The organism is Terriglobales bacterium (genome assembly GCA_035573675.1).
In the GTDB taxonomy this organism is placed as follows: domain Bacteria; phylum Acidobacteriota; class Terriglobia; order Terriglobales; family Acidobacteriaceae; genus DATMAB01.
Genome location: DATMAB010000010.1, coordinates 97,055 through 122,404, shown reverse-complemented (window position 1 = coordinate 122,404; position 25,350 = coordinate 97,055). Strand labels below are relative to the sequence as shown.

The window sequence follows — 25,350 nt, the reverse complement described above, 5'->3', positions numbered from 1 at the left end:
GAATCGAAATACGAACTTCATTCAGTCGCCGACCTCCACGGGCGCAGATTCCTTGGCCGCAGCGGCGCGCGGCTCGGCGGCGCGAGCTTTTGCGACGGCCGCGGCGGGCTGCAGGTTGGGCAGCATAGCGATCAGAGTTCCCAGGACGACGATGCCCACACCGATCCACACCCACATGACCAGGGGGTTCAGGTGAGCCTTGATGATGGGCCGATCGGTCTCCTCATTCTTGCCGGCGTAAACCAGATACAGGTCTTCCCTGAGAGTGGAGCGGTTGGCCACGATGGTGGCGGTCTGCTGGCTGGCCTTGTAGAAGCGGCGCTCCGGATACATGGTGGCGAGGAAGCGGCCGTTCTTGTAGACGTCGAGGATGGCAAGGTCGCGGAAAGCGTTGGCGTTGTCATCCTGCGTGTACGCCTTGCTCACCAGGGTGTAGGGACCGATGGTCATGGAGTCGCCGAAGCCCAGTTCCTGCTCGACGTCGCGGTTGAAGGCGTTGCCGGCGAAGCCCACGAAGAGGACCACGATGCCGAAGTGCACGATGTAGCCGCCGTAGCGGCGCGTGTTACGGCGGGTGAGCTGGACCATCGAGGCCAGCAGGTTCTGGCCGGTATGACCGGAAATGACGCGCCCGCCGCGCACGAACTCCGTGGCGATCGTGAGCGTGACCAGCACCGAAAGCGCAATGGCCATGACCGAGTACGCGACCGATGCGTCCTGCCAGGGACGCATGCCACCGACGATGAGCACGACCACGGTGAGCGCGGCCATTAGAGCCGGGATGCCGAAGCTGCGCTTCAGGCTCTCCCAGGAAGTACGCCGCCAGGCGAGCAATGGGCCTACGCCCGTCAGCACCAGCAGGAACAAACCGACCGGAACGAGTATGCGATTGAAGAACGGCGGGCCGACGGTGATCTTGGTGCCCTGCACCCACTCGGAGAGGATGGGGAACAGAGTGCCCCACAGCACCGCGAAGCAGGCCAGCAGAAAGACCAGGTTGTTGAACAGGAAGCTGGACTCACGCGAGAGCAGCGACTCCAGCCGGTTCTCGCTTTTCAGGTGATCACGATTGCGCAGGAAGAAGAAGAGGCAGACGGAGAAGCTGATGGCCAAGAACACCAAGAACCAGGTTCCGATGGAAGACTGGGCAAAGGCATGTACCGAACTGACCACGCCGCTGCGGGTGAGGAACGTGCCCAGGATAGAAAGCAGGAAGGTGGCGAAGATCAGCCACATGTTCCACACCTTCAGCATGCCGCGCTTCTCCTGCATCATCACCGAGTGCAGGAAGGCGGTGCCGGTGAGCCAGGGCATAAGGGAAGCGTTCTCGACCGGGTCCCAGCCCCAATAGCCTCCCCAGCCCAGCACGGAGTAGGCCCAGTGCCCGCCGAGGAAGATGCCGATAGTGAGGAAGCACCAGGTCACCATGGTCCAGCGGCGCGTGATGTGAATCCACTTTTCGCCGGGGTAGCGCATGATGAGCGCGCCCAGCGCGAAGGCGAACGGGACGGTGAAGCCCACGTAGCCCAAATAGAGCATGGGCGGGTGGATGACCATCTCCGGATACTGCAGCAGCGGGTTCAGGCCGTTGCCGTCCGTGGGGATGTTGCCCTGCAGCAGCGCGAAGGGATGGGCGGCAAAGTTGACCAGGAGGAGGAAGAACACCTCCACGCCCGCCAGGATGACGGAAGCGTAGGCCGTCAGGCGCGTATCCACATGGTGGCGCACGCGGACCAGCAGGCCGAACCCAGCCAGCAGCCAGGCCCAGAACAAGAGCGAGCCTTCCTGTCCCGACCAGAGGACGGCGAACTTGTACGCGGGCCCGAGGTCGCGGTTGCTGTGCCGGGAAATGTAGGAGATGGAAAAGTCATCCAGAAAGGCGGAGACGACCAGGGCCATTGCGGCACCGGAAACGGCGACGAACAAGGCGATGCCGGCACGGCGCGCAGTTTCGCCGAGTCGCTCCGAAGCGCCGGAGACCAGGGCCACCAGGCCCGCGACGAAGCCATAGACGCTCAGAGCCAGGGCGAGCAGGAGCGCGTAACTACCGAAGGCAGCCATATCCAGGAGGGGCGTCTAATTCTTTCAAACCGAAAGGAGTTAGGCAAACCCCATCAGCCAGGAATCATCCTTACACAGGGAGGCACGGCAGGATGTGACATACGTCACGCCCGGTGCACGAGGGGAACCGCCCGGGGCTCAGGCGGTGCGAAGCCCGTGGCGGGAGAGCACTTCGGATTCGGCGCGCAGCCAGTCTTCGGTATCGTGCCCGTCCTCGTAGCCGCGTTCGACGTAGAGTTCGTAAGCACGCTGACGGATCTCCTCCTCCAGGCCGTTGAGCACGGAGGTGGCGTGGCCGGGTTCGGACTGGGCCGACTTCGGCGGCTTGGCCGAGCGGCCGGTGGAACCGCTGCTCTTGCGAGGGGTTGCAGCCATAACAAGTCCTCCTTTGTCGGCGAGATCCGCGTGCAGCGGAGCGACAATCTACTGTATCGCAAAAACCTGTGGAATTCACGGCGGGCCACGGACTTTTCACGCTTCGCTTAGTGGAAATCATGCGAACGCGTGGGGGCGCGGGTGACGGAAAGCGGCAACACGCGTTCGGCCTTCACCGAGATGACGTTGTCCTGGTTCTGCAGCACGCCTTCGATGATCAGGAACGATTCGCTCACCAGCAGCAGGCGGTGGCGGTTGAAGATGTCGGGCGTGACGATGGCGTTGGCGATGCCGGTTTCGTCTTCGAGGCTCAAGAACAGGAAACCGCGGGCCGTGCCCGGACGCTGGCGGGCGATTACGCACCCAGCGATGCGCACCGGCCGGCCGGGCGGCGTGCGCGGAAGGTCAACCGCACGGCGTACGCCCATCAGGTCCAGCACCTCGCGGCGATAGGCCATGGGGTGTTTGCCGACGGTCAGCCCGGTGCCGCGGAAGTCGGCGACCAGGCGCTCTTCGTGGTTCATGGGCGCGAGCGGCGAGCGGGCTTCGGCTTCGCGAATCCCCTCCAGCAGCGGGCCGGCACGGCGCACGGCGCGCTCCACCTGCCAGAGCGCATCGCGACGGTGGAAAACCAGTTTCGAGTTTCCAGTTTCAAGTTTCGAGTTGTCATGGTTTCTCCTGGAAACAGGAAACTGGAAACTAGAAACTGAATTCAGCGCTCCGATCTCGGCCAGCGTCACCAGCTCATCCCGGCGCAGTTCGGGGACGCGGGCGGCCAGGTCGTCCACGGAACCGAACGGCGCGCGAGCGCGCTCGCGCAGCAGGGCTTGAGCGGCCTCGCGGCGCAGGCCTTTGACGTAGCAGAGGCCGAGGCGGACGGCGAGTTTCGAGTTTCGAGTTTCAAGTTGCGAGTTGTCATGGTTTCTACTGGCAACTGGCAGCCGGCAACGGGCAACCGCTTCTAACGTGCACAGCCAGTCCGAGCGGGTGACGTCGGCGGGCAGGACGCGCACGCCGTGCCGCTGCGCGTCCTTCACCAGCGTCGCCGGATGGTAGAAGCCCATGGGCTGGTTGTTGAGCAGCGCGGCCAGGAACGCTGCCGGGTAATGGCACTTGATCCAGGCGCTGGCATAGGCGAGAAGCGCAAAGCTGGCCGCGTGCGATTCCGGGAAGCCGTAGAGCGCGAACGAGGAAATGGACTGCACGATCTGGTCTTGGGCGGCGCCGGTGATGCCGTTGCGCTCCATGCCGCGGCGCAGCTTGACCTCGATCTCACGCATGCGCGCCACCGAACGCTTGAAGCCCAGGGCGCGCCGCAGCTCTTCGGCTTCGCCTCCAGTGAAGCCGGCGGCGATCATGGCCATGCGCAGCAGTTGTTCCTGGAAGATGGGCACACCCAGGGTGCGCGCCAGCACCGGTTCGAGCGAAGCATGGGGATATTCCACCGGCTCGCGTCCCTGGCGGCGCTTGAGGTAGGGATGCACCATGCGGCCGACGATGGGCCCGGGGCGGATGAGGGCCACTTCCACCACGATGTCGTAGAACTTCCTGGGACGCAGGCGCGGCAGGCAGGACATCTGCGCGCGGCTCTCCACCTGGAACATGCCCACGGTATCGGCCTGCTGGAGGGCGGCGTAGACGGCGGGATCGTCCGACGGCAGGTGCGCCAGGTCCACTTCCTCGCCGTGGCCTTCGCGGATGAGAGTGAGGGCGTCGCCCAGCGCGGCCATCATGCCCAGGCCGAGCAGGTCCACTTTGATGATGCCCAGGTCGGCGCAGTCTTCCTTGTCCCATTGCACCACGACGCGGCCGGGCATGGTGGCGGGCTCGAGCGGAACCACCGCGTCCAGTTCGCCCTCGCAAATGACCATGCCGCCGGAGTGCTGGCCGAGATGCCGCGGCAGATCGAGCACGCCCTGGAAGAGTTGGAAGAACTTCTTCATGCGCGGATGCGCCAGGTCGATGCCGGCGTCGCGGAAACGGCGCTCGGCAGTGTCAGCTGGGTCCTTGTATTCCCAGGCGTCGGTGAGGCGGGCCAGGCGGTCGAGCGTGGGCGGATCGAAACCCAGGGCTTTGCCCACCTCACGCGCCGCCGAACGCCCGCGATAGGTGATGACGTTGGCGGTCATGGCAGCGCCGCGCTCGCCGTAGCGCCGGTAGAGATACTGGATGACGCGCTCGCGGGCGTCGCCGCTGGGCAGGTCGAGGTCGATGTCCGGCCATTCCCCGCGTTCCTCGGAAAGAAAGCGCTCGAAGAGCAGATCCATGCCCACGGGATCCACGGCGGTGATACCCAGCGAATAGCAAACGGCGCTGTTGGCCGCCGAGCCCCGCCCCTGCACCAGGATGCCCTGCTCGCGGCAGTAGCGGACCAGGTCCCAGACGATGAGGAAGTATCCGGCGAGGTCGAGCTTTTCGATCAGCGCCAGTTCGCGCTCGATCTGGCGGCGGGCGCGTGCGTGATACGGACGATAGCGTGCGCGCGCACCTTCTTCGGTGCGGGCGCGCAGGAAGGAATTCATGGTCTCGCCGGGCGGCACCGGGTAGCGCGGAAAGCGGTAGCCCAGGTCGTTGAGCGTGAACTCCAGGCGTGAAGAAAGCTCGCGGGTCGCAGCGATGGCTTGCGGGAGATCGGCGAAGAGACGCGTCATCTCCTCCGCGGATTTCAGATGCCGCTCGGAGTTGCGCGCCAGCAAGCGGCCGGCGGTGGAGAGCGTGCGGTGATGGCGGATCGAAGTGAGCACATCCAGCACTTCACGCTGTTCCGGCTGCGCATACCCGACGCCGTTGGTAGCCAGCAGTGGCAAACCCAGGCTGCGGGCAAGCTGGACCGCCGCCCGGTTGCGCGCTTCGCCGGCGCGGTCGAAGTGGCGCTGCAATTCCACGTACACGTTCGAGCGGCCATAGATGCCGAGCAGGCAGCCGAGCGTGCGCCGGGCTTCCTCCATGCCGCCGCGTGCGAGGGCGGACGCGAGCGGGCCTTCCTCGCCGCCGGTCAGACAAATGAGCCCGGCGGCGTGCGGGGCGAGGTCGTCCTCGGTGGCGGCGGCTTCGTTTTTTTGGGCGCGCAGCTTCATGCGCGTGATCAGGCGGCAGAGGTTCTGATAACCGGCGCGGGAGGCGGCCAGCAGAGGAAGACGGAATTCACCACGGAGACACGGAGACACGGAGAAAGCTTTGAAAGCGGCCACGGATGGCCACGGATCAACCCGGATTTGATTGAGAACAAATCCGTGTTCATCCGTGTTCATCTGCGGCAAGTTCGGTCCTTCTTTCTCTGTGCCTCCGTGTCTCTGTGGTGAAAAAGTCCTTACCGTAACTTCCGCGCCGATGTGCGCGCGGACGCCTGCTTTCTTCGCCGTCAGGTGGAAGCGGGGAGCGCCGTAGACGCCGTCGCGATCGAGGAGCGCCATGGCGGGAAGGCCGAGCTCCACACAGCGCTGAGCCAGCTCCTCGGGCAGGGAAGCGCCCTCGAGGAAGCTGAAGGCGGAGCGGGCGTGGAGCTCGACGTACATTGGGTAATTTGGTGATTTGGTAATTGAGTAGTTGAAAGGCTACGCGACGGAAGATTGTCAATTACCTAATTACCAAATTTCTCAATTACCAATTCGCTAGTCGTACTCGCCTTCGACAAACCACTTGTCACCCTGGCCTTCGCGCACCAGGCGGTAGAGCGCGACGCCCGAGCCGCCGTTGCGCACGGCAACGTCCCACTCATCGCGCGTCCAGGCGGGCTCGCTCCACCAGTCGCCGGAGGAGCGCCATGGCCCCGCCAGCCAGAGCACATCCCCACGCGCACCGGAGGAGTAAATGCGTGCCGGGCGTCCGCGGCGAATTTCGACGGTGGCGGCGCGCGGCGGACGGAACAGGCGAAGGGCCAGAAGGGGACGGTGAGAAATTGTCGAATTGCGGAATTTTCGAATTGACGAATTGGGCTGCGCCGTTCCGTGACCGTCTTTCAATCCGGCAATTCCGTAGTCCGGCAATTCAGCAATCGGTTCTCTTGGCTGGAACCGTCCCATGCGGAAGGCTTGTGGCCGATGCGTGTCTTCGATCTCGGGCGAGCCGACCGAGTCTTCGCCGGCGCGCGCGGCCAGGCGGGCCAGCACCAGCTCGAGCTTTTCCGGCTGGGGCGCCAGCGGCTGGAAAAGCCCGCTCTGCGCCACCCGCGGCTTCACCGGCTCGGCCGCCAGCGTGACCTTGATCACCGGGGCCGGCGGCGGGTGCGCCGCCAGCTCCAGACGCCACAGCTTAAGGAAGAGACCGGGGTCGAGCATGGGCACGGGCAAGCGGAGCGTACGCTCATAGAAATGCCGGCCGTTGGAGGAGATTGCGGAACTGCGGAACTGCGGAATTGCGGAATCTGGCTTCGCACCGCCCGGATCGGCTTTCAATTCGGCAATTCCGCAATTCGGCAATTCGGCAATCTCCTCCAGCTCACAGCGCAAACGCAGCTCGTGGGTGGCCAGGGCGCGCCAAGCCAGGCGGCCGCAAAGCTGCTCCAGCAGACGGCTCAGCACGAACGCCAGAGGCTCCAGCAGCGCCAGCGGCGACTCCAGTTCGAAAGTCTCTTCGAAGCGCAGCACGGGCTCGGCGGGAACCAGCGGGCGCGACGCTGCCCCGCGAGCCAGCTTCTGCAGATGCAGTCCTGCCTGGCCCAGGCGCTCGACCACGGAAACCTCCGGCAGCGCGGCCAGGGCGCGCAAGGTGCGTATGCCCCAGCGGTCGAGCGTCTCCAGGATTTCGGGAGGCGGCGCCAGCACCTCGAGCGGCAATCCTCCCAACCGTTCCGCCTCCTGACCTGGGGGAATGACGGTTACGCCGGAGAAACCGCGCGCGGCATGAAGCGCGGCATCGGGATTGGCGGCCACGGCGACACGCGCTTCCAGGCCGAGCTCGCGGGCGCGGCACGCCAAGCGGCGCGCCAGCATGGCGGGCGGACCGAACAGCCGTTCCAGGCCGGAGATATCCAGGACCACCGCTTCCGGAGCCGTGGCCTCGACCCGCGGAGAAAAGCCGCATGCACAATCGAACAGGGCCGCGCTGGCGGTCTTTTCCTGCTCGAGCGAACGCTTGCGGCTTACGAGTTGTGGGCAGCGTGCCCGGGCCTCAAGCTCGTTCATGCCAGCCGCCACGCCGGCGGTACGCGCCTTCCCGTTCGCGGCGGTTACCGTGAGCAGCGGCGGCGCACCCTCCAGCACCGCCGCCGGCCGGCTGCACAGTTCGGGCTCGCTGCGGGCGACCGCGGCCACGGGGAAGTCGGGAACGTAAAGGCAGGCACAAGTCATTGGGTGATTTGGAAATTTGGTAATTGAGTGATTTTCAAATCGCCCAATCACCAGATCACCAAATCACGAAATGCCTCTGGCCGATTGGCGGATTGAGGAATTGACGAATCTCCTCAGGGAGGAAGCTCCCTCCTGGCCGGCAGTGGCTCTGCAGCACGGCTTCCATTCGTGCTCCTGTCGGCCAGGACGTGCAGGCGCAATTCGTCAATCCTTCAACACGCCAATCCTTCTTACGCAATCCTCCATTTCGCCTGCGCGCAGAACCGGGTTGCGGCCGGGCGGGCCGGGCGCGCGGGCGGGACCCGCGAACGCACGACTTGGGCGGCAATCTCCAGCCCGTCGAGCAGGCGGGCATGCGGCGGCGCCGGCTTGTCCGCTTGCGGGACACAGCGCGCGCCCGCCGGTTCCAGCCGCAGCACCAGGGACGAGCAGCTTCCCGCACAAGGTTCCTGCTCCAGGACGACCAGGACCGCAGGCGTGTGCTCGACCGCCCGGCGGAAACGGAACCAGGTGGTGAGCGGCACACGGCGCGCGATGCGGTGCGGCACGTCGCCCAAGTCGAGCACCACCAGTCCGAACCCGCCCGCGCTCAGCAGCAGGTCGGCGGCGCGCAGAGCCTGCTCCACTCTTCTCAAGGGGTCATCCTGAGCGAGGGGCTTTTGTTTCATCCCGAGCGAAGGATTTAGGCGCGCCGATTCGCGCCGGTGCGCGAAAGGCGCGCATCCTCTTTCTGCTTTCCCGCACCTTACCCACAGCAGTTTCTGCAAATCCATGCCCGCGGCTATTGCGGACTCGGGGTCGAAGGCGTCGCAGGTGTCCACCAGGGCGCAGACTTCACCCCGGGCAGCGGCCACCGCCATCACGGAGAGCAGCAAGCTGGTGCGGCCGGAGGAGGCTGGGCCGCAAATCTCTGTCAGCGACCCACGCGGTAGGCCGCCGGTGAGGGCGTCGATTTCCGCCACCCCGGTAGGCACGTTTTCCGGGCCTGTTCGCTCAGCCAGTTGAGGGAAGGGAATCAGGCTTCCCGGGCCCAGCTTTCCCTCGGAAGAAAGATAAGAGCGGAGCGCAGCGGCGTTCATGGAGTCCTTATGCAAGAAGCGGAAAGGATCGCGGAGAAGCGCTTACTTTCGCTTTTTATTCGCCAAGCGAAGGACATTTTGCTCTCCCTCGGAGAGGCTTGTCAAGCCCTTTTTGGAGCAAAAAAGACGTGCAAAATAGCGCGCGCCGTGATACAAAATCGACCCTCTTCCCCCACAGCCAGGCTTCATTTGTTACTGGGCGGTAAACCTTGAGGATTCATTCCCGGGAGGCGCCATGCTGGAAACCCTGGACCTGAAAAAGAAGCTTTCCAAGCCCGCCTACTCCAAGGCCATGAAGGAGCTGCAGGAGAAACTGCGCGGGCTGCAATACGCCGCCCAGAAGGCGGAACTGCCGGTGATCATCTGCCTGGAAGGCTGGGACACAGCCGGCAAGGGCCAGGTGATCAAGAAGCTGACCGAGCGGCTGGACCCGCGTCTGTTCCGGGTGCATCCCGGCTCGCCGCCGTCGCCGCTCGAGCAGCGCTATCACTTCCTGTGGCGCTACCAGGTGGCGCTGCCCAACGACGGCGAGATGGCCGTGTTCGACCATTCCTGGTACGGACGCGTGCTGGTGGAGCGTTGCGACAAGCTGGTGAAGAAGAAGCTGTGGCGCGCCGCCTACGAACAGATCAACGAGTTCGAGCGCTGGCTCACCGACGACGGCCAGGTGCTGATCAAGCTCTGGATGCACATCTCCAAGAAAGAACAAAAGAAGCGCTTCGCAGACGCCCTGAAGGATCCGCTGCTGCGCTGGAAGATCACCAAGGAGTACAAGCGGCACCACAAGCAATACAACCGCTGGCTGAAGGCGGTGGAAGAGATGCTGGCCAAGACCAACACTGCGCATGCGCCCTGGACGGTGATCGAGGCCAACGACTCGCGCTGGGCGCGGGTGCGGGTCTTTGAGACGCTGGTGTCGCGTATTGAAGATGCGCTGAAGCGCCGCCGCGAGCATCCAGAGCTGGTGTCGCGCACGGCTGCCGCGCGCGCGGCCGGCAAGCAGGCGCGCGAAGCCCGCGCCGCCCGCGATGCCGAGCGCGCCCGCGAAGAGGAACGCAAGACCACCGAAGCCATCCCTGCCTAGGGATTGCCACCCCGAACGAGGCGACCATGCTGGAGAAACTGGACCTGAACAAGAAGCTGAACGACAAGCAGTACGACGAGCAACTGGGCAAGCTGCAAGTGCGTCTGCGCGAGCTGCATTTCGAGATGTTCAAGCAGCAGGTGCCGGTGTTGTGCTTGTTCGAGGGCTGGGACGCGGCCGGCAAGGGCGGCGCCATCAAGCGCGTCACGGAGACGCTCGACCCGCGCGGCTTCACCGTTTCCGCCTATGCCGCACCGCACGGCGAGGAGCGCACCCATCATTACCTGTGGCGCTTCTGGCGCAAGCTGCCGCGCACCGGGCACCTGGCCATTTTCGACCGCAGCTATTACGGCCGCGTCCTGGTGGAACGGGTCGAGGGGTTCTGCTCGGAAGACGAGTGGCGCCGCGCCTTCGCCGAGATCAACGAGTTCGAGGCCCATCAGAATTCCTTCGGCATGGTCATCTGCAAGTTCTGGGTGCACATCAGCAAGGACGAGCAGTACCGGCGCTTCAAGAGCCGCGAGCTCGACCCCTACCGTTCCTACAAGCTCACCGATGAGGACTGGCGCAACCGCGCCAAGTGGGACGAGTACTATGGCGCGGTCGAGGACATGCTGCTGCATACCTCCACGTCCTACGCGCCGTGGACGGCGGTGGAGGGCAATAACAAATATTGGGCGCGCGTGAAGGTGCTGCGCACCATCGTGAATGCCATCGAGAAGCGGCTGAACTGACCCGCTAGCTTTCAGGACATCTGAGTCCGCCACGGCTGACGAAGGGCCCGGGTCTTCCGCGTTGCGAAACTTCCATCTGCTCCGCTCATCTCAGCGGTGGCATGCCCTTTCGCACCCGCAACCTGAGTGATCTGGTCGGTCCTGTTGAGAAACGCGTGGCGGGACTACGTGGCCAGCGCGCTGTACTGGTGGCCATCAGCGGTATCGATTCCTCCGGCAAGGGCTACGTCGCCGCGCGGCTGGCGGAAGAACTGACGGCCCGCGGCATCAACCCGGCCGTCATCAACATCGACCCGTGGCATCTGCCGCAGACGGTCCGCTTCAGCGAGAGCGATCCGGGCGGCCACTTCTATCGCAATACTTTCCGCTGGGACGACTTCTTCCGCCTGTTGATCGAGCCTTTGCGCGCCGCGCGCTCGATTCACCTCTCCACGCGGCTCATCGAGATCGCCCGCGACCGCTATTACGACTACACCTATGACTTCCGCGAAGTCGATGCCATCCTGCTCGAGGGCATTTTCGTGCTCAAGCGGGAATTCCGAGAGCTCTATGACCTGCGCTATTGGGTGGAGTGCTCATTCCAAACCGCGCTTGCCCGCGCCCTGGCGCGCAACCAGGAGGGCTTGCCGCCGGAGGAGATCGCGCGCGACTACCGGCGCATCTATTTCCCGGCGCAACGCGTGCATTTCGCCGAGGACGATCCGGTAGCTCACTCGGACGCCATCTACGAGAATGACGACGTTCGGCTGCCTGGGGTGATCGAGCCCAGCCGGGCCCAAGCAGCCGGCGACTGACTGGTTTGTTATAATTTTTCTGCGCCCTGGGTTCGTTCCTTTACTGGCAACTGACCACTGGCCACTGACAACTGCTTCTAAGGCGCTATCGTCTAGGGGTTAGGACGGGAGATTCTCAATCTCCAAACCCGGGTTCGATTCCCGGTAGCGCTACCAACGGTCTCATTCAGTTTTCACTCTGCTGGATTTCCCCATTCCTATCGGATCAGTTCTGGGATGGCGTTGACCTTTCCTTCCGGGCCGATGGCGGTGTAGCCGCCATCCACGGCGAGGTCGGTCCCGGTGATGAAGGAAGCACCGTCGGAGCAGAGGAAGAGCACGGCCTGAGCGACCTCTTCAGGATCGCCCACGCGGCTGAGCGCGTGGAAGCGGCCGCCCACCTGGTTGGTCAGGTCGCGGTCGCCGTGGGTCCAATCGTTCATCAGGCGGCACCAGATCCATCCCGGGGAAACGGAGTTGACGCGGATCTTGTCCGCGGCGAGCTCCAGCGCCTGGTTGCGCGTGAGCTGGATCATGGCCGCCTTGGTGACCGGGTAGACCGCGCGGCCGGGCTGGGCGATCTTGCCGCTGACGCTGCCGAAGTTGATGATGGCGCCTCCGCCGCGCTTGACCATGTGCGGACGGCAGGCCTGCGCCATGATGATGCCGCCAACTACGTTCACGTTGAACGCGTCCAGCCATTTCTCGCGGCTGGTGCCGAAGCCATCGTCGGTGTAGACGCAGGCCAGGTTGATGAGGAAGTCCACGCCGCCGAACTTCTGGACGGTGCGTTCCACGCAAGCGGCGACCTGCTGGTCGTTGCGCAGATCGGTGGGGACGAACAGTACGCTCTCGCCCAACTCGGCGGCGATGGCCTGGCCGCCCTTGGCATCCACGTCCGCCACCGTCACCTTCGCTCCTTCGCGGACGAACCCGCGCACTACTCCCTGACCCAGCAGCGTGCTGCCGCCGGTGACGATCGCAACCTTGCCCTTGAGTCCCTGCATGCTTGGCGTCTCCCTTGTGGTCTTGTGATCTCAGGCGCCAGCGGCCGCTTGCGGCGCCTGCGGTTCGTTCCCGGTCTCCCAGAAGCGACGTCCCGGCGGCACCGGCTCGGTGCCGGGATGTCCGGAAGGCAGTCCCATGGCCTGGCGCGCCTGCGCGACGGCAATCTTAGTCCTTCCCCGCAGGGCCGACCACAGCCAGTGCCGGCCGGTGAGCCTCCGGATCAGCGCGCGCACCTCGGCCATGTCGTGAAAGGCTTCGGTGATGTAAGCGGGGTCATTAAAGTTCTCGACGAAGGCATTGGCGATGGCCTGACAGCCACTGGCATCGTCGAGCAGCCCACTGGAACCATACTGAGCGATCAGCAGCTCCTTGCCGGGGTCGGTCAGCGGTTCGAGCAGCGTGTTGTTGAACAAGTCGATGAAGCGGTGCCGCGCCCAGAAGCGCTCGAAGGTGCTCTCCATCCAGGGCACGTCGAAGGGTTGGTCCTGGCGCTCCAGGATGCACTGCACCAGGTTGCGCGCCATCTTGTTGCCGTTGTTGGCGCCCTGCCCGCCAATGGGGTCGAGCGAGTGCGCCGTGTCGCCCACCGCAATCACGGCACGGCCGGAGGGCAGGACGCCCACGACCTTGCGCACTTCGGGCACGAAGCTTCCTACCAGCCAAGAGTTCTCATCGGCCAGCTCGGCGTTCTTGAGCCACTCCGCGTCCCAGGTCACCATCTCGCGCGTAACTTTCTTGGCAATGGCCAGAGCTTCGGCGCCGGTCTTGGCGCCGCGAAACTGGTCCATGGGACCGCCCTCTTTGGCTTCGAACACACAGCTCCAGGCCTGATGGCCGTCCTTGTGGAACCAGGGGACCCAGAAGCACTCGCCGTATCGTCCGAAGAAGTTGAACTTCACCGGCAGGAACGGACAATAGTCACGGTACATGGGGATGCCGACCACGTTGACCATGGCGAGGAACCGCGGCGGCTTGGTGTAGGTGCTGCGGCGCTCGTCGCGCGCAAACAGCTTCATGACCGGGCCGCGGCCGGCGGCCACGATAGTCAGGTCGTGCGCAGCGGCAATCTCCTCCAGGCGGGGGATAGTCACGTCCTCGACCGTCACCTTGCCGCCGATCTTCTTCAGGTCCTCGATCCAGCGCGCGCTCTGCAAGCGCAGGTCGATGGCGAGGAAAGGACGGGTCAGCCGTCCCATCAGCGTGAGCAGCACGTTGCCCAGCGCGCCGGGAACGAACGTCAGGTGCACGCCTTCGCCTTTGGGCGCCAGGTGGTCCCAGTGGTTCATGCCGAGCTCACGCTCCCACTCCAGCGACATATCGAAACGCGCCGCCGTGCCCGTGGGCCGGCTGCGATTCAGGAAGTCGTCCGGGGTCTTGTCGGAGAAGAGGCTGACGTCATACCCGTGCCGTCGCAGCGCGTGCGCAATCAGCAGGCCCGCCTGACCGGCTCCAATGATGGCTACCTTTCTCATCGCCCCGGTGATTCACCTCCCATCAGCTCAATCGCGTCGCCGATCACTTTCAGGTAAGCCGGAAAAGAGAACGGCGGCATTTCCGCGCCATCCGGGAAGTGTCCCTGAAAAAGCGGGAAATAGACGTCCGGCGGAGAAGGATTAAGCACCACCGTGGTCGCGCCGGCGGCGCGATACTCGGCAATGCGTCGACGCACGTACTCCGGCGTGCCTGCCAGGGTGAAGGCCGCGGCCATGTCGTCGGTTACGACGCGCAGCGCTCGCTTCAGTTCGCCGCGGGCGGCGAGGTCCTGGATCTGGCGGACCTGGTTGCCGTAACCGGCCTGCACAAAGCTCTCGGCGTAATAAGGTGAAGAGCCGCCGGCGGTGGCGAACATCAGCACCTGTCCCTTGATCTGCTCGAGAGCGCGGTCGTCGCGGCTGACGATGGCGGGCAGGCCGCAGGCAATATCGAAATGGTCGAGTGAACGTCCGGCCCGCGCCGCGCCCGCACGGATATTCGGCACCACCACGTTACTCAGGTACGGCAGCGAATAGAAATAACCCAGGATGCCATCGGCCATCTCGCCTGCCAGGTGGGCCATCTTGGGCCCGATGGCGGCCAGGTAAATGGGGACGGGCGGGTCGGGAGGCAGCACCTGGAGCTGGAAGTTCCTGACCCGGAACACCTCGCCTTCGAAGGTGACAGATTCCCCCCCGAGGATACGCCGCAGGATGGTCACATATTCGCGCATGGCCGTAAGGGTCTTGGCGTAGCGGGCGCCATGCCAGTCCTCGACGTAAGAGCGGGCTTGCAATCCCAGCCCCAGAATCATGCGTCCGGGGCAGAGCTGGCTGAGGCTCGCCGCCGTCAAGGCCATGGCGACGGGAGAACGGCTCCAGATACCGACGACGCCGGTCGCGAGGCAGAGGCGACTGGTTTCCAGCGCCGCTGCAGCAGCCGGCACGAAGGCGTCGCCGAACGTGATTTCCGGAAACCACGCGTTCTGCCAGCCGCACGCATCGGCGAGGCGGGCAAAACGCCGGACCTCGCCCAGGGGCAGAGCCTCCAGGAAAACTCCCAGTCCGTTCGATCCCACGATGACGAAGGTCTCCCCTAATCTGGAATATCAGGGTGGCGGGTTGCCACGCGATACCGGCCGGAGTGAAACACCAGCGGTTCGCCTTCCTGGTACTTGTATTCCTCCACCTCGCCCAGCAGGATGACGTGGTCGCCGCCGTCATACTGCCTCACTTTGCGGCAGACGAAGTAGGCCACCGCGCCGCTCAGCAGCGGACAGCCCGCCCTGCCTTCCGAGCACTCCACGCCGGCGAACTTGTCGGCCATCGGGGTGGAGAACTGGCGGGAAAGATGATGCTGACGCGCCTCGAGCACGTTGACCGCGAAGTGGGTCGCACTGCAGAAATCCTGGAAGCTGCCCGCATTCCGTGCCACGCTCCACAAGATGAGCGGCGGGTCGAGCGAGACCGAAGAAAACGAGTTCACGGTAATGCCCACGCGGCGGCCGTCCGGCGTGCAGGCTGTGACCACGGTGACTCCGGTGGCGAACTGGCCCAGAGCTCGCCGGTAATCGCGCCGATCGAAGCGGTCGGCCACCGCCTTGGCTTCCTGCTGAATGAATTTCTCCGCTTCCGCGGCTTCCATAAACCAGGGAAAGAAAGTCCGCGGATCGTCGAAGCCGTTCACGAACGCCCGCGCCACCGCCGTGATCCTGCCGCAGGCCGCCAGGATCTTCATCACGTGCGCCGGTGGATTCAGCATGAGGTTGGTCCACTCGGTTACCCACTTTGCGTAACCCGTCCAGTAGCGGTCGAAGGTCTGCTGCATCCACTCGGGATCGGGCGGGCGCTGGCCGCGTTCCAGGATGCTCTCCAGATAGGATTCCGCGCACTTGGCGGCGTTGTTCGAGCCTTGCCCCGTGATGGGATCGTTCAACACCACGGTGTCCGCCATGCCCAGCACGTAGCGCCCGGAAGGAAGCCTGGCCACCGGCTTGCGAACTACGGGCGCAAAGCGGCCGGTCAGGACGCCGTTCGGGTCCGTGAGTTCGATCTCCCGGCAGCGCTCCGCTTCCCAGGGAAGCCAGCGTTCCAGGATCTGCTTGCTGCGGGCTAGGTGCTGCTCCGGTGTCTGGACGTCGTGCCAACAATCCATCGGCCCGCCGACCACGCCCTCGAAGGTCATGATGTCGCAGGATCCGCTGGTGGTAAGAGCGGGAAACGCGAAGTACTCGCCGACCTGCGGGATCAGGTTGAAGGAAACCAGGCTGAAGGGCTGGCGCGGAACCATGTTGCGCACATAGGTGAGCGCCAGAGCGCGCTGCGGCTTGTCATACGGGGAGCGCTCGGCGTCGCGTTCGAAAAGTTGCCCGATGGCGCCCTTGCCGGCGGCCACGATCACCAGGTCGTGATCGCGCGCACAGTGTTCCAAGTCGTCGAGGTCGGCTTCCTTGATGTGCAGTTCGCCGCCGCGGCGCTCGAACTCGGTCATCCAGTGCGACACCTTCAGGCGCAGGTCCACGGACTGGGCGTAATCATCCAGCCGTGCGGCCCAATCGACTACCTTGCCGCCCAGGCCGTCGGGCACGGCGAATCCCATACCCTCCACGCGGGGACACTTCTCCTCCCAGAAGTTCAGGCCCAGGGCGCGCTCGGCTTCCAGGGCGGAATCGAACATGCACTGGCTGGACATGACCGGCCCGTCGTGGATTTCCGCCGCCGAGCGGCCGGAATAGAGGGTGACCTGATAGCCGCTGGCCAGCAGGCCGAGGCCCAACTGCAGGCCGGACTGGCCGGCGCCAATGATGGCGATGCGTTTCATTCCACCGGGGCCCTGGAACGAAGCATGCAAACCTATCACGCAGGTTGGGGAGGGACAAGGGAACATCCGACGAGGGATGAAATCAGCGCGGCTCTCGGGTATAGTGGGCACCCCATCGACGCCGGCTCCGCGGACGAATCGCCGGACCGAACGATTCGCAGCTCCAGGAAGCAGGGGAGAAAAACTTTTCCATGAGGAAGATTGCCATTGTCGGCGCTGGACAGTCCGGCCTGCAGTTGGCGCTGGGACTCCAGCAGCGCGACTACGACGTCACCGTGGTTTCGAACCGGACGCCCGAGCAGATCCGTGCCGGCCGCGTGACCTCCAGCCAGTTCATGTTCCACGATTCGCTGCAGAACGAACGCGACCTCGGCATCAACTTCTGGGAAAAACAATGTCCCATCACGGAAGGGATTGCCTTTTCCATTCCCGGCCCCGATGGCAGCCGCGCTCTGTTCTGGGAAGCCCGGCTCGACCATTACGGCCAGTCCGTCGACCAGCGCGTGAAGTTCGCAGGATGGATGGAAGAGTTTGCCCGTCGCGGCGGCAGGGTGCTGATCGAGGACGCCGGCCCCGAACACCTGGACGAATATGCCCGTACCCACGACCTTGTACTGGTGGCCGCCGGTAAGGGAGAGATCGCCCGGATGTTCGAGCGCGACGACTCACGTTCCCCTTACTCCACGCCCATGCGGGCTCTGGCGCTCACATATGTAAAGAACATGGTGCCGCGCACGCCCTACACGGCGGTGGCATTCAGCCTGATCCCCGGCGTCGGCGAATATTTTGTTTTCCCCGCTCTCACGCTCAACGGCGAGTGCGAGATCATGGTGTTCGAAGGCGTGGTCGGCGGGCCCATGGACTGCTGGCAAGACGTCAAGACGCCGCAGCAGCACCTGGCCCGCAGCAGGGAGATTTTGGCGAAGTTTCTGCCCTGGGAAGCCGAGCGCTGCCGCAATATCGAGCTCACCGACGAAATGGGAATCCTGGTGGGTCGCTTCGCCCCAACCGTTCGCAAGCCCATCTGCAAGCTACCCGGCGGTGGCCTGGCGCTTGGGATGGCGGATGTCGTGGTGCTCAACGACCCTATCACCGGCCAGGGCTCGAACACCGCCAGCAAGGCGGCCAAGGTGTACATGGATCGCATCCTGGAGCGCGGCTCGAAGCCGTTCGATGCCGCCTGGATGCAGGGCACTTTCGATGCCTTCTGGGATTACGCGCAGTGGGTGGTGCGCTGGACGAACTCACTGCTGGTGCCGCCGGAGCCCCAGATCCTGCAACTGATGGGCGCCGCCAGCCAGATTCCCGCCCTGGCCAGCCGCATTGCCAACGGGTTTAACAACCCGCCGGATTACAGCCCATGGTGGTTCAGTGCTGCGGAAGCTGATTTGCTCATCCAGCGGCTGCAGAAGGAGGCCTCAGTCGCCTAGCCGCCTGACGAGTTGACAGCGGCCGCCGCCAGGTATGGAATGAGCATCTCCCGGAACTCTTCTCGACTCCAGGAATCGCCGTTGCGTCGTATCAGCGAATCAACTCGGTCACGACCAAGGAGGTGGATATGGTAGAGCAATACATGGCCCTGGCCCTGCAGCCGACCATGCGGGGTTGCAGGAAGCGCTCCGAAGTCATCACCAACCTGAAGCACATTTCCGATCTGATTGACGCGTCGGTATGGCTGAGCGCCATAGATCTCCCGGTGCGGTTGATCGCCATCCCGGAGGGCTCTCTGCAGGGTTTCACCGACGAGGTCTTCGACTGGGACCATCGCAAGTACGTGCAGGAGATGGCGCTCGACATTCCGGGGGAGGAGACGGAATTCCTGGGCCGCAAGGCGCGGCAGCATGACGCTTACATCATCGCCCAGGCCAAAGTGAAGCATCCGGAGTTTCCGGAGCGCTTCTTCAACTGCGCGTTCATCATCGACCCGCGCGGCAACGTGATCCACAAGCACTACAAGCTGCAGGTGTTCGCGCGCGAGCACTCCACCGTGCCGCATGACGTGTGGGACCGCTGGGTGGAACTCTACGGGGAGAACCTGGACGCGTTCTACCCAGTCTGCGACACCGAGATCGGTCGCATCGGAACCATCATCTGCATGGAAGGCTCGTATCCGGAGACGGCGCGCGGCCTGGCCATGAACGGCGCCGAGATCATCTACCGGCCCAGCTATCCCGAGCCCTACGTGGCCAACGGCCTGTGGGAGATCCAGAACCGCGCCCGCGCGCTGGACAATACCTGCTATGTGATCGCTCCTAACGTCGCCTGCTACTACCTGACCCAGGAGTCGGAGACGGCCATCGACACCTTCGGCGGCGCGTCCATGATCGTCGACTACCAGGGCCGGATCGTGTCCGAACACAAGTACGGCTCGGGTTCCTCCTATGCCGGAGGGATCATCGACATCGAGGCCCTGCGCCAGTACCGTACACGGTCCCTGTGGGGCAACTGGATGAAGGACCTGCGCACCGAGCAATACCGGCTGATCTACGACCAGCCGGTCTATCCGAAGAACCTGTGTCTCGATGAGCCTCCGCGCCGGCACGCGGCGAACGACGAGATCGTCCGCCGGCAGATCGAGCGTATGGTCGAGCGCGGGACGTGGCGGCGTCCCACCCCGAAGGCAACGGAGCCAACCGAGAAGACCGAGGAGCCGATGCCGGAGAAAATCCTGACTCGGGGGTAGAACGAACGGGGCGCGCCAGGGTGATTCGGAGCGCCCCGTTTTTTCCTGCGGAGCCAAACGGAATGAGGAGTTAACCAAATGCGACCGAGCCAGAAGGTCCTGGGCGGCAGGGAACTAGTGAAGGTAGCGGTGGTGCAGACGCCGCCTGTGTACCTCGACCGCGAGCGCAGCGTGGAACGCGCCTGCCAGAAGATTGCGGAGGCGGCACGGCAGGGCGCCGAGCTGATCGTTTTCACTGAGACCTGGCTTGCCGGCTATCCCTACTGGGGCGAGGGCTGGGAATCCAACCTGCGGGAGTGGGTGCCCGTCCGGGTCCGCTTCTACGACAACGCGCTGCTTATCCCCAGCGAGGACACGGAGCGCCTGGGCGCAGCCGCGGCCAAAGCCAACGCATACGTCGTCATCGGATGCAATGAGATGGATCCCCGCCGCGGCGTGCACACCATCTACAACACCCTCCTATTCCTGGACCGCTCGGGGAAAGTCCTGGGACGCCATCGCAAGACCATGCCCACCTTCGTGGAGCGCGCCGTGTGGGGCAATGGCGACGGCAGCGACCTGGTCACCTATGAGACCGATATCGGCCGCATCGGAGGCCTGATCTGCGGCGAGCATCTCATGACCCTCATCCGCGCCCGCATGATCGAGCAGGGCGAGGACTTCCACGTCGCCGTTTTCCCCGGCGCGTTCGCGCTCCATAGCGGACCCAAGCTGGAAGAGGCGGACGCCGAGGGCACATCATTCTGGGGACACACGCTGACGCGGGCGCACGCACTCGAGGCCGGCGCATTTGTTCTTTCTGCCTGCGGCTACCTCACGCCTTCCGACGTCCCTGCCGACTTTCCTCTGCGCGCCACCCTGAACGTCGATTACGCGCAGGGTGGCAGCCAGATCGTCGCGCCGCTCGGCATCCCGCTGGTTCCGCCCACCGCCGGCGACACCATCCTTTACGCCGAATGCCGCGCCGACATGATCAAGGTGTGGAAAGCGATCATCGACACGGTGGGGCACTACGCCCGCCCGGACATCGTGCGTCTGCAGTATCTCGGCGCCCCGCTCCGCCTGGAGGACCTTGCGGGCAGCGCGCTTGAGAAGACTCCGCGCGATCGCCTGGACGAGATCGCAGAGCAACATGGCGTAAGCCGCCAGAGCGTCGAAACCGCACTGGAAGACCTGACCCGCCGCTCCGCTTGACGGCAGCCACGCTCCAGCTTACGGATTGACCGGCCGGCCCTGGCGTTGCGACCGGGCTGCAGCCCTTCTTCGACACACGCGCCTACGCCCCAGAATGATGCCGCGGTCCGCCAGGCTCCAACTCCGCGGGCGTCACACTTCAATGTGCTCCAGGTCACAGACTTGCCTGTGGACCGCGGCCATGCTTCCGAAAACCGGGGGATGGTTCGGCTCCCCCTTTTTTCAGGGAGAGAATCATGACAAGTGGACCCAGAAATACACATCGCGCGGCGGCCGCACTGGCTCTCGCGGTTTGCTTGTGCCTGTTCGCCTCTGCAGCCAAGGCGCAGACGCTGGCCAGCGCTTCCATTTCCGTCCAGGATCAGACCGGGGCGATGATTCCCCAGGCGAAGATCATCCTGAAGAGCACCGCAACCGGGTTGCAGCGCGAAGCGACAGCCGACTCGCACGGGTTCGCCCAGATCGTCAATCTGCCGCCGGGAGAGTACGAACTGCGGGTCGAGGCTGAGCGCTTCAAGCCGGCGGCCCGAACTCTTCGTCTCGAAGTCGGTCAAAGCGCTTCCATTGCTATGACCATGTTCGTGGAAACGGCACAGGAAGTCACCGTTTCGGCGACGGAGGAAGGCGTCAGCACCTACAAGGCCGAAGTGAGCGAGGTGCTAACGGAACGACAGATCCACAACCTGCCCATCAAGGGACGCAACTTCATCGACTTCGTGATGCTCACGCCCGAAGTCACCTTGGGCAACAGCACCTCGGTGGGAAGCCAGGCGCCGTTCACCGAGCAGACCCCCAAGTTGAGCTTCGGCGGCGTGCGCGAGACTCACTCCGTGTTCATTTCCCTGGACGGCGTGGACTACACCACCGGCCTTTCCGGCCTGCAGCGCGCCTCACCCGCGCAGGATTGGGTGCAGGAGTTTCGCGTGGTCAGCGGGAGCTACGAATCCGACGTCGGCCGCACTCTGGGCGGCATCGTCAACACCGTGACCAAGTCCGGCACCAACAACTTTCACGGCGGCATCTACGAATTCTTCCGCAACGGCGCTCTGAACGCCAATAACCCCCTGGCTACGTCGAACGTGCTGCGGCTGAACCAGTTTGGCGCAAACCTGGGCGGGCCGATCGCAAAGGAGAAGACCTTCTTCTTCACCGGATACGAAGGACAACGCCGCGGGCAGTCGCCCATCTATTCGAGCTTCATCCTGGCCACGATTGACCCGAACCCGGCCACATGCCCGGTTCTGCCCCCGCCCGGGACGTTCAATCCGGCATGCATCAGCATTAACGGCACGAAAAACTTCTTCGGGCTGCAGCCGGAGAACCTGGCTTCGGTCCTGATCGTGAACGATTACGACAAGTTCATCGGCAAGGTGGACCACCAGTTCTCGGGCAGCACCATGCTGACCACGCGCTACCTGTTCTCCGACGAGCGCAACGAGGACACCCCCGGGGCTCCGCCGGGACTGGGATTACCGAGCAGCTTCCGCTCCAATCCCATTCGTGATCAGTCGGTCGCGGCCAACCTCATCCACACCTTCTCGCCTCAGGTTGCCGGGGACACGGTGGTCCAGTTTGCGCGTCGCACCTTCCATCTCGATCCCGTAGGAGCCGGCCGGGAGCCGTTCATGGCGCTGGTCAATCTGGCGCAGTCCGGCGGCCCGGTAGGCAGTTTCACGTTCTACCGCGAGAACCGCTTGCAGGTGGGACAGAACGTCACTTACACGTTCGGTAACCACACGCTCAAGTTCGGCGGCGAGTTCCACAACATCTGGAACACCACCAAGTCGCCGATGTTCACGCCCGGGGTGGCCGCGTTCTGCCCGGACAGCTACTTCGGCACGCCCAACGTGTTCGGCTGCGGCGACTTCTCAGCGCTGGGGCCGACCGCCCTGGTGTTCTACTTCGGCATGCCCCGCTCGCTCTGGGGCCAGCCGCTGATCCCCCGCGGCACCGACTGGGAATCCAGCCTGCTGCCGCCCACCATGTTCGATGAGTTCGACGCCGCCTCCTCCGCCGACTTCACCCGGCAGGTGTATGCCCTGTACATCCAGGACAAGTGGCGCATCGGCTCGCGACTGACGCTGACGTTTGGGCTGCGCTATGACAATGAAACCCGGCCCTTCCACGAGCGCGACTGGTACCAGCCCGACCGCAACAACTTCCAGCCCCGGGTCGGCTTCGCGTATTCCCCGGATGAGAAGACCGTCATTCGCGGCGGCTTCGGCATCTACACCGGTCCCTTCAACTGGAGCGAGCTGGTAGGGACGACCACCGCCTTCGGTCCGGTAAACGGCTACATGAACAATCCCTTCGTGGGGGCCTTTGTGAATCCGACCGAAACCCTGGTGGGCCTGGCCTTCTTTGGCCCGGTCGGCGTGGTGCCCGGACCCTTTACCGCAGGCGTGGCCTTTGCGAACTTCACGGCCACGGGCACATACCCCGATCCCTCGCAACTCATCGGATTCTCGCACGGGTTCACCACCCGCGATTTCCCCAATCCCTACGCGGAGAACGCCAGCCTGCAGATCGAACGGCAGCTGGGCAAGGACGTGCAGATTTCGGCGGGCTACTCCTTCATCCACGCCCTCAAGATCCACTACTGTGGGTGCCAGACCAACGTCCGCCCCGACGGCTTCCTGCCCAACGGCAAACAAAGGCTGGCGCTCGCCGATCCCAACTTCGGCTTCGCTTTCCTGGACGAACCGGCCGGCTACTCCATCTATCACGCCGGGTTCATCACCGTGAACAAGCGCTTCAGCCACCACTTCAACTTCACCGCCAACTACACCTGGTCCAAGTCGATCGACAATCAGACCACCATCCAGTACGCCACCGGGGCCGAGAATTACCTGCGCAAGGATCTGGAGCGTGCGGTTTCCGACAATCACGTGGCGCACCGCTTCGTCCTTACCGGACTGGCGGATTCACCCTTCCGTCACTGGCTGGCAAAGAACTGGACCTTGGGGCTCACGACGACCCTTCAGACACCGCGCTACCAGGCGGTCCAGGTCGGCTTTGACGTCAATGGTGACGGCTTCCCGTTCACCGATCGCGTCGGCCTGCTGGGACGCAACACGTACCAGGGCGACGTGTTCCACAACATCGACCTGCGCGTGCAGCGCGACATCCCCTTCACCGTCTCGAACAGCGAAGCACACCTGAACTTCAGCTTCGAGGTCTTCAACCTCTTCAACCGGGCGAACGTCCTGGACGTGAACAACATTTACGGCGCGCCAGACCTGATCGGGCCGGAACCGCGCCGGTACGGCGACGGCGTGGTCGGTGCTAACCCTGGCTTCGGGCAGCCTCGCAGCATTGCCGATGCCCGGCAGTTGCAGTTTTCCGTTCGGCTGACGTTTTAGTGTGGCGGCCTGTGTGGCCGCCCGGTTCCAGCGGAGGATGGAATGGCGTTCACTGAGGTCAAACAATACTTCAGGCCGACAAACCCGGGTGAAGTGGTGGCGCTGCTGGCCCAATACGGCAGCAGCGCGCGCCTGCTGGGTGGCGGGACGTTCCTTCACGGCATCGCCGCCCGTGGTCTGGGCCTGCGGCTGGACGCCCTGATCGACCTGCAGGGCGCCCACCTTGCTTATGTCAAGGCGGAGCAGAGCGGGTTGGTGATCGGTTCGGCCACCACGCTCGCCGCCCTTACGGACGCCGCTCCGGTTCAGCAGAGCACGGCGCTTGCGGCAATCGCAGATGCGCTGCGCTATCCCCCGGCGCAGATCCGCAACATGGCAACAGTGGGCGGATGTCTGGCCGCAGCGTCGCCTCTGTTCGACTTGCCGGTGGCGCTGATGGCGCTCGATGCTTCCGTCCACGTGCTTGGTCCACGCGGCGGCAGGGAGATTTCGTTGCACGAATTCTTTGTGGACTACTTCGAGAGCGCGCTGCGGCACGACGAGCTGCTGGTCGAGGCGCGGATCCCCAAGCATCCGCCCGGGTCGGCCAGCGCTTTCCTCAAGCTGGAAACCAACGCCAACGATCTGGCTTTGCTCAACGTGGCGGTGCGTCTTACGGTCGACCAGACCGGGACGTGCCGGGATGCACGCGTGATCGCAGGCGGCGGCGTGGGCAAGGCCCCGGTCCGGGCGGTCTCTTGCGAAACGGTTCTGGCAGGGAAGCGCATTACTCCGGGGCTGGTGGAAGAAGCCGCCGAGAAAGTGACGGCGGACGTCCACCCCGTTTCCGATCATCGGGCGTCGGCGAAGTATCGCGCGGCGCTCGCCAAGGTTTTCGTACGCAGAACGTTGGCTCGCGCACTGGACCGGCTCCAGGCCCGACGCGACTGAGTTGGGGAGAGGACGATGAAGCAAGTCATCCGCCTTGCCGTCAACGGCGAGACTCACGAGGTGATGGCCGAGCCGCAGGACACGCTCCTTCACGTGCTGCGCGAAGAGCTGGGCCTGATGGGCGCCAAGAAAGGGTGCGACACCGGTGGCTGCGGCTGCTGCACGGTGCTGGTCGATGGCCGCGCCGCGTATTCCTGCATGCTCTTTGCCATGTCGGCCCAAGGCAAGAGCATCACCACCATCGAAGGACTGGAGACCGACGGCAAACTCGACCCCTTGCAGGAAGCGTTCGTACACACCGGCGCCGTGCAGTGCGGCTACTGCACCTGCGGAATGATTCTCGCGGCCAAGGCCTTCTTGTCGGAATGCGCTTCGCCCAGCGATGAGGAGATTCGCGAGGGGATCGCCGGCAATCTGTGCCGCTGTACCGGCTACCAGAAGATCGTGGACGCAGTCCGTATGACTGCGTCCCACCGTTGAAAAAGG

Annotated in this window: 18 protein-coding genes and 1 tRNA gene; 10 read left to right on the top strand and 9 right to left on the bottom strand. The window is 64.2% G+C overall.

Annotation, left to right across the window (positions count from 1 at the left end; translation table 11 throughout):
* Nucleotides 1–21: 21 nt before the first annotated feature.
* The 5 genes from VNK82_02645 to VNK82_02625 all read right to left on the bottom strand — a co-directional run bounded on the left by VNK82_02645 (nt 22) and on the right by VNK82_02625 (nt 8,803).
* On the bottom strand, nt 22–2,061 hold the full coding sequence (locus tag VNK82_02645; protein ID HXE89839.1) for a heme lyase CcmF/NrfE family subunit: 2,040 nt from the start codon (nt 2,059–2,061) through the stop codon (nt 22–24).
* Nucleotides 2,062–2,199: 138 nt separating this feature from the next.
* The gene (locus VNK82_02640) at nt 2,200–2,436 is read right to left on the bottom strand and encodes a DUF2934 domain-containing protein (GenBank protein HXE89838.1); all 237 of its coding nucleotides are present in this window, start codon (nt 2,434–2,436) and stop codon (nt 2,200–2,202) included.
* Nucleotides 2,437–2,543: 107 nt separating this feature from the next.
* A complete protein-coding gene (locus VNK82_02635) occupies nt 2,544–5,951 on the bottom strand; it encodes an error-prone DNA polymerase (protein HXE89837.1) in 3,408 nt (1,135 codons plus the stop codon).
* A gap of 96 nt (nt 5,952–6,047) precedes the next feature.
* The gene (locus VNK82_02630; protein HXE89836.1) at nt 6,048–7,724 is read right to left on the bottom strand and encodes a DNA polymerase Y family protein; all 1,677 of its coding nucleotides are present in this window, start codon (nt 7,722–7,724) and stop codon (nt 6,048–6,050) included.
* Between the two features lie 230 nt (nt 7,725–7,954).
* On the bottom strand, nt 7,955–8,803 hold the full coding sequence (locus VNK82_02625; protein ID HXE89835.1) for a hypothetical protein: 849 nt from the start codon (nt 8,801–8,803) through the stop codon (nt 7,955–7,957).
* A 235-nt stretch (nt 8,804–9,038) separates the two neighbouring features.
* Here VNK82_02625 and VNK82_02620 point away from each other — a divergent pair, with 235 nt between their 5' ends.
* From VNK82_02620 to VNK82_02605, 4 genes are all read left to right on the top strand, one after another.
* Complete coding sequence (locus tag VNK82_02620) at nt 9,039–9,887, top strand: hypothetical protein (GenBank protein ID HXE89834.1); 849 nt, start codon at nt 9,039–9,041, stop codon at nt 9,885–9,887.
* A gap of 26 nt (nt 9,888–9,913) precedes the next feature.
* Nucleotides 9,914–10,621, top strand: a complete 708-nt coding sequence (locus tag VNK82_02615; protein HXE89833.1) for a hypothetical protein — start codon at nt 9,914–9,916, stop codon at nt 10,619–10,621.
* Nucleotides 10,622–10,722: 101 nt separating this feature from the next.
* Nucleotides 10,723–11,415 (top strand): hypothetical protein, encoded by a 693-nt coding sequence (locus VNK82_02610; GenBank protein HXE89832.1) that lies wholly within the window; start codon nt 10,723–10,725, stop codon nt 11,413–11,415.
* Between the two features lie 81 nt (nt 11,416–11,496).
* A tRNA-Glu gene (locus VNK82_02605) sits at nt 11,497–11,571 on the top strand.
* A 41-nt stretch (nt 11,572–11,612) separates the two neighbouring features.
* Here VNK82_02605 and VNK82_02600 read toward each other — a convergent pair.
* From VNK82_02600 to VNK82_02585, 4 genes are read right to left on the bottom strand one after another with little or no spacing between them, the layout of a single operon-like run.
* On the bottom strand, nt 11,613–12,401 hold the full coding sequence (locus tag VNK82_02600) for an SDR family oxidoreductase (GenBank protein ID HXE89831.1): 789 nt from the start codon (nt 12,399–12,401) through the stop codon (nt 11,613–11,615).
* A 30-nt stretch (nt 12,402–12,431) separates the two neighbouring features.
* Nucleotides 12,432–13,874, bottom strand: coding sequence for a styrene monooxygenase/indole monooxygenase family protein (locus VNK82_02595; GenBank protein ID HXE89830.1), 1,443 nt, complete (start codon nt 13,872–13,874; stop codon nt 12,432–12,434).
* Nucleotides 13,871–14,953 (bottom strand): LLM class flavin-dependent oxidoreductase, encoded by a 1,083-nt coding sequence (locus VNK82_02590; protein ID HXE89829.1) that lies wholly within the window; start codon nt 14,951–14,953, stop codon nt 13,871–13,873. Before VNK82_02590 ends, VNK82_02595 begins: the two co-directional genes overlap by 4 nt.
* Nucleotides 14,954–14,970: 17 nt before the next feature.
* Complete coding sequence (locus VNK82_02585) at nt 14,971–16,695, bottom strand: styrene monooxygenase/indole monooxygenase family protein (protein HXE89828.1); 1,725 nt, start codon at nt 16,693–16,695, stop codon at nt 14,971–14,973.
* A 191-nt stretch (nt 16,696–16,886) separates the two neighbouring features.
* On the opposite strand from VNK82_02585, the gene VNK82_02580 reads away from it, so the two are divergent.
* From VNK82_02580 to VNK82_02555, 6 genes are all read left to right on the top strand, one after another.
* Nucleotides 16,887–18,125: a styrene monooxygenase/indole monooxygenase family protein gene (locus VNK82_02580; GenBank protein HXE89827.1), complete on the top strand. Its 1,239-nt coding sequence runs from the start codon at nt 16,887–16,889 to the stop codon at nt 18,123–18,125.
* A 128-nt stretch (nt 18,126–18,253) separates the two neighbouring features.
* The gene (locus tag VNK82_02575) at nt 18,254–19,378 is read left to right on the top strand and encodes a nitrilase-related carbon-nitrogen hydrolase (GenBank protein HXE89826.1); all 1,125 of its coding nucleotides are present in this window, start codon (nt 18,254–18,256) and stop codon (nt 19,376–19,378) included.
* A 78-nt stretch (nt 19,379–19,456) separates the two neighbouring features.
* Nucleotides 19,457–20,572 carry a carbon-nitrogen hydrolase family protein gene (locus VNK82_02570; protein ID HXE89825.1) on the top strand — a complete coding sequence of 372 codons (1,116 nt, stop codon included), beginning with the start codon at nt 19,457–19,459 and terminating at the stop codon, nt 20,570–20,572.
* Between the two features lie 236 nt (nt 20,573–20,808).
* Nucleotides 20,809–23,934 (top strand): TonB-dependent receptor, encoded by a 3,126-nt coding sequence (locus VNK82_02565; protein HXE89824.1) that lies wholly within the window; start codon nt 20,809–20,811, stop codon nt 23,932–23,934.
* 42 nt (nt 23,935–23,976) lie between these two features.
* Complete coding sequence (locus tag VNK82_02560) at nt 23,977–24,864, top strand: FAD binding domain-containing protein (GenBank protein ID HXE89823.1); 888 nt, start codon at nt 23,977–23,979, stop codon at nt 24,862–24,864.
* Nucleotides 24,865–24,879: 15 nt separating this feature from the next.
* Nucleotides 24,880–25,344 carry a (2Fe-2S)-binding protein gene (locus VNK82_02555; GenBank protein HXE89822.1) on the top strand — a complete coding sequence of 155 codons (465 nt, stop codon included), beginning with the start codon at nt 24,880–24,882 and terminating at the stop codon, nt 25,342–25,344.
* Nucleotides 25,345–25,350 lie beyond the last annotated feature (6 nt).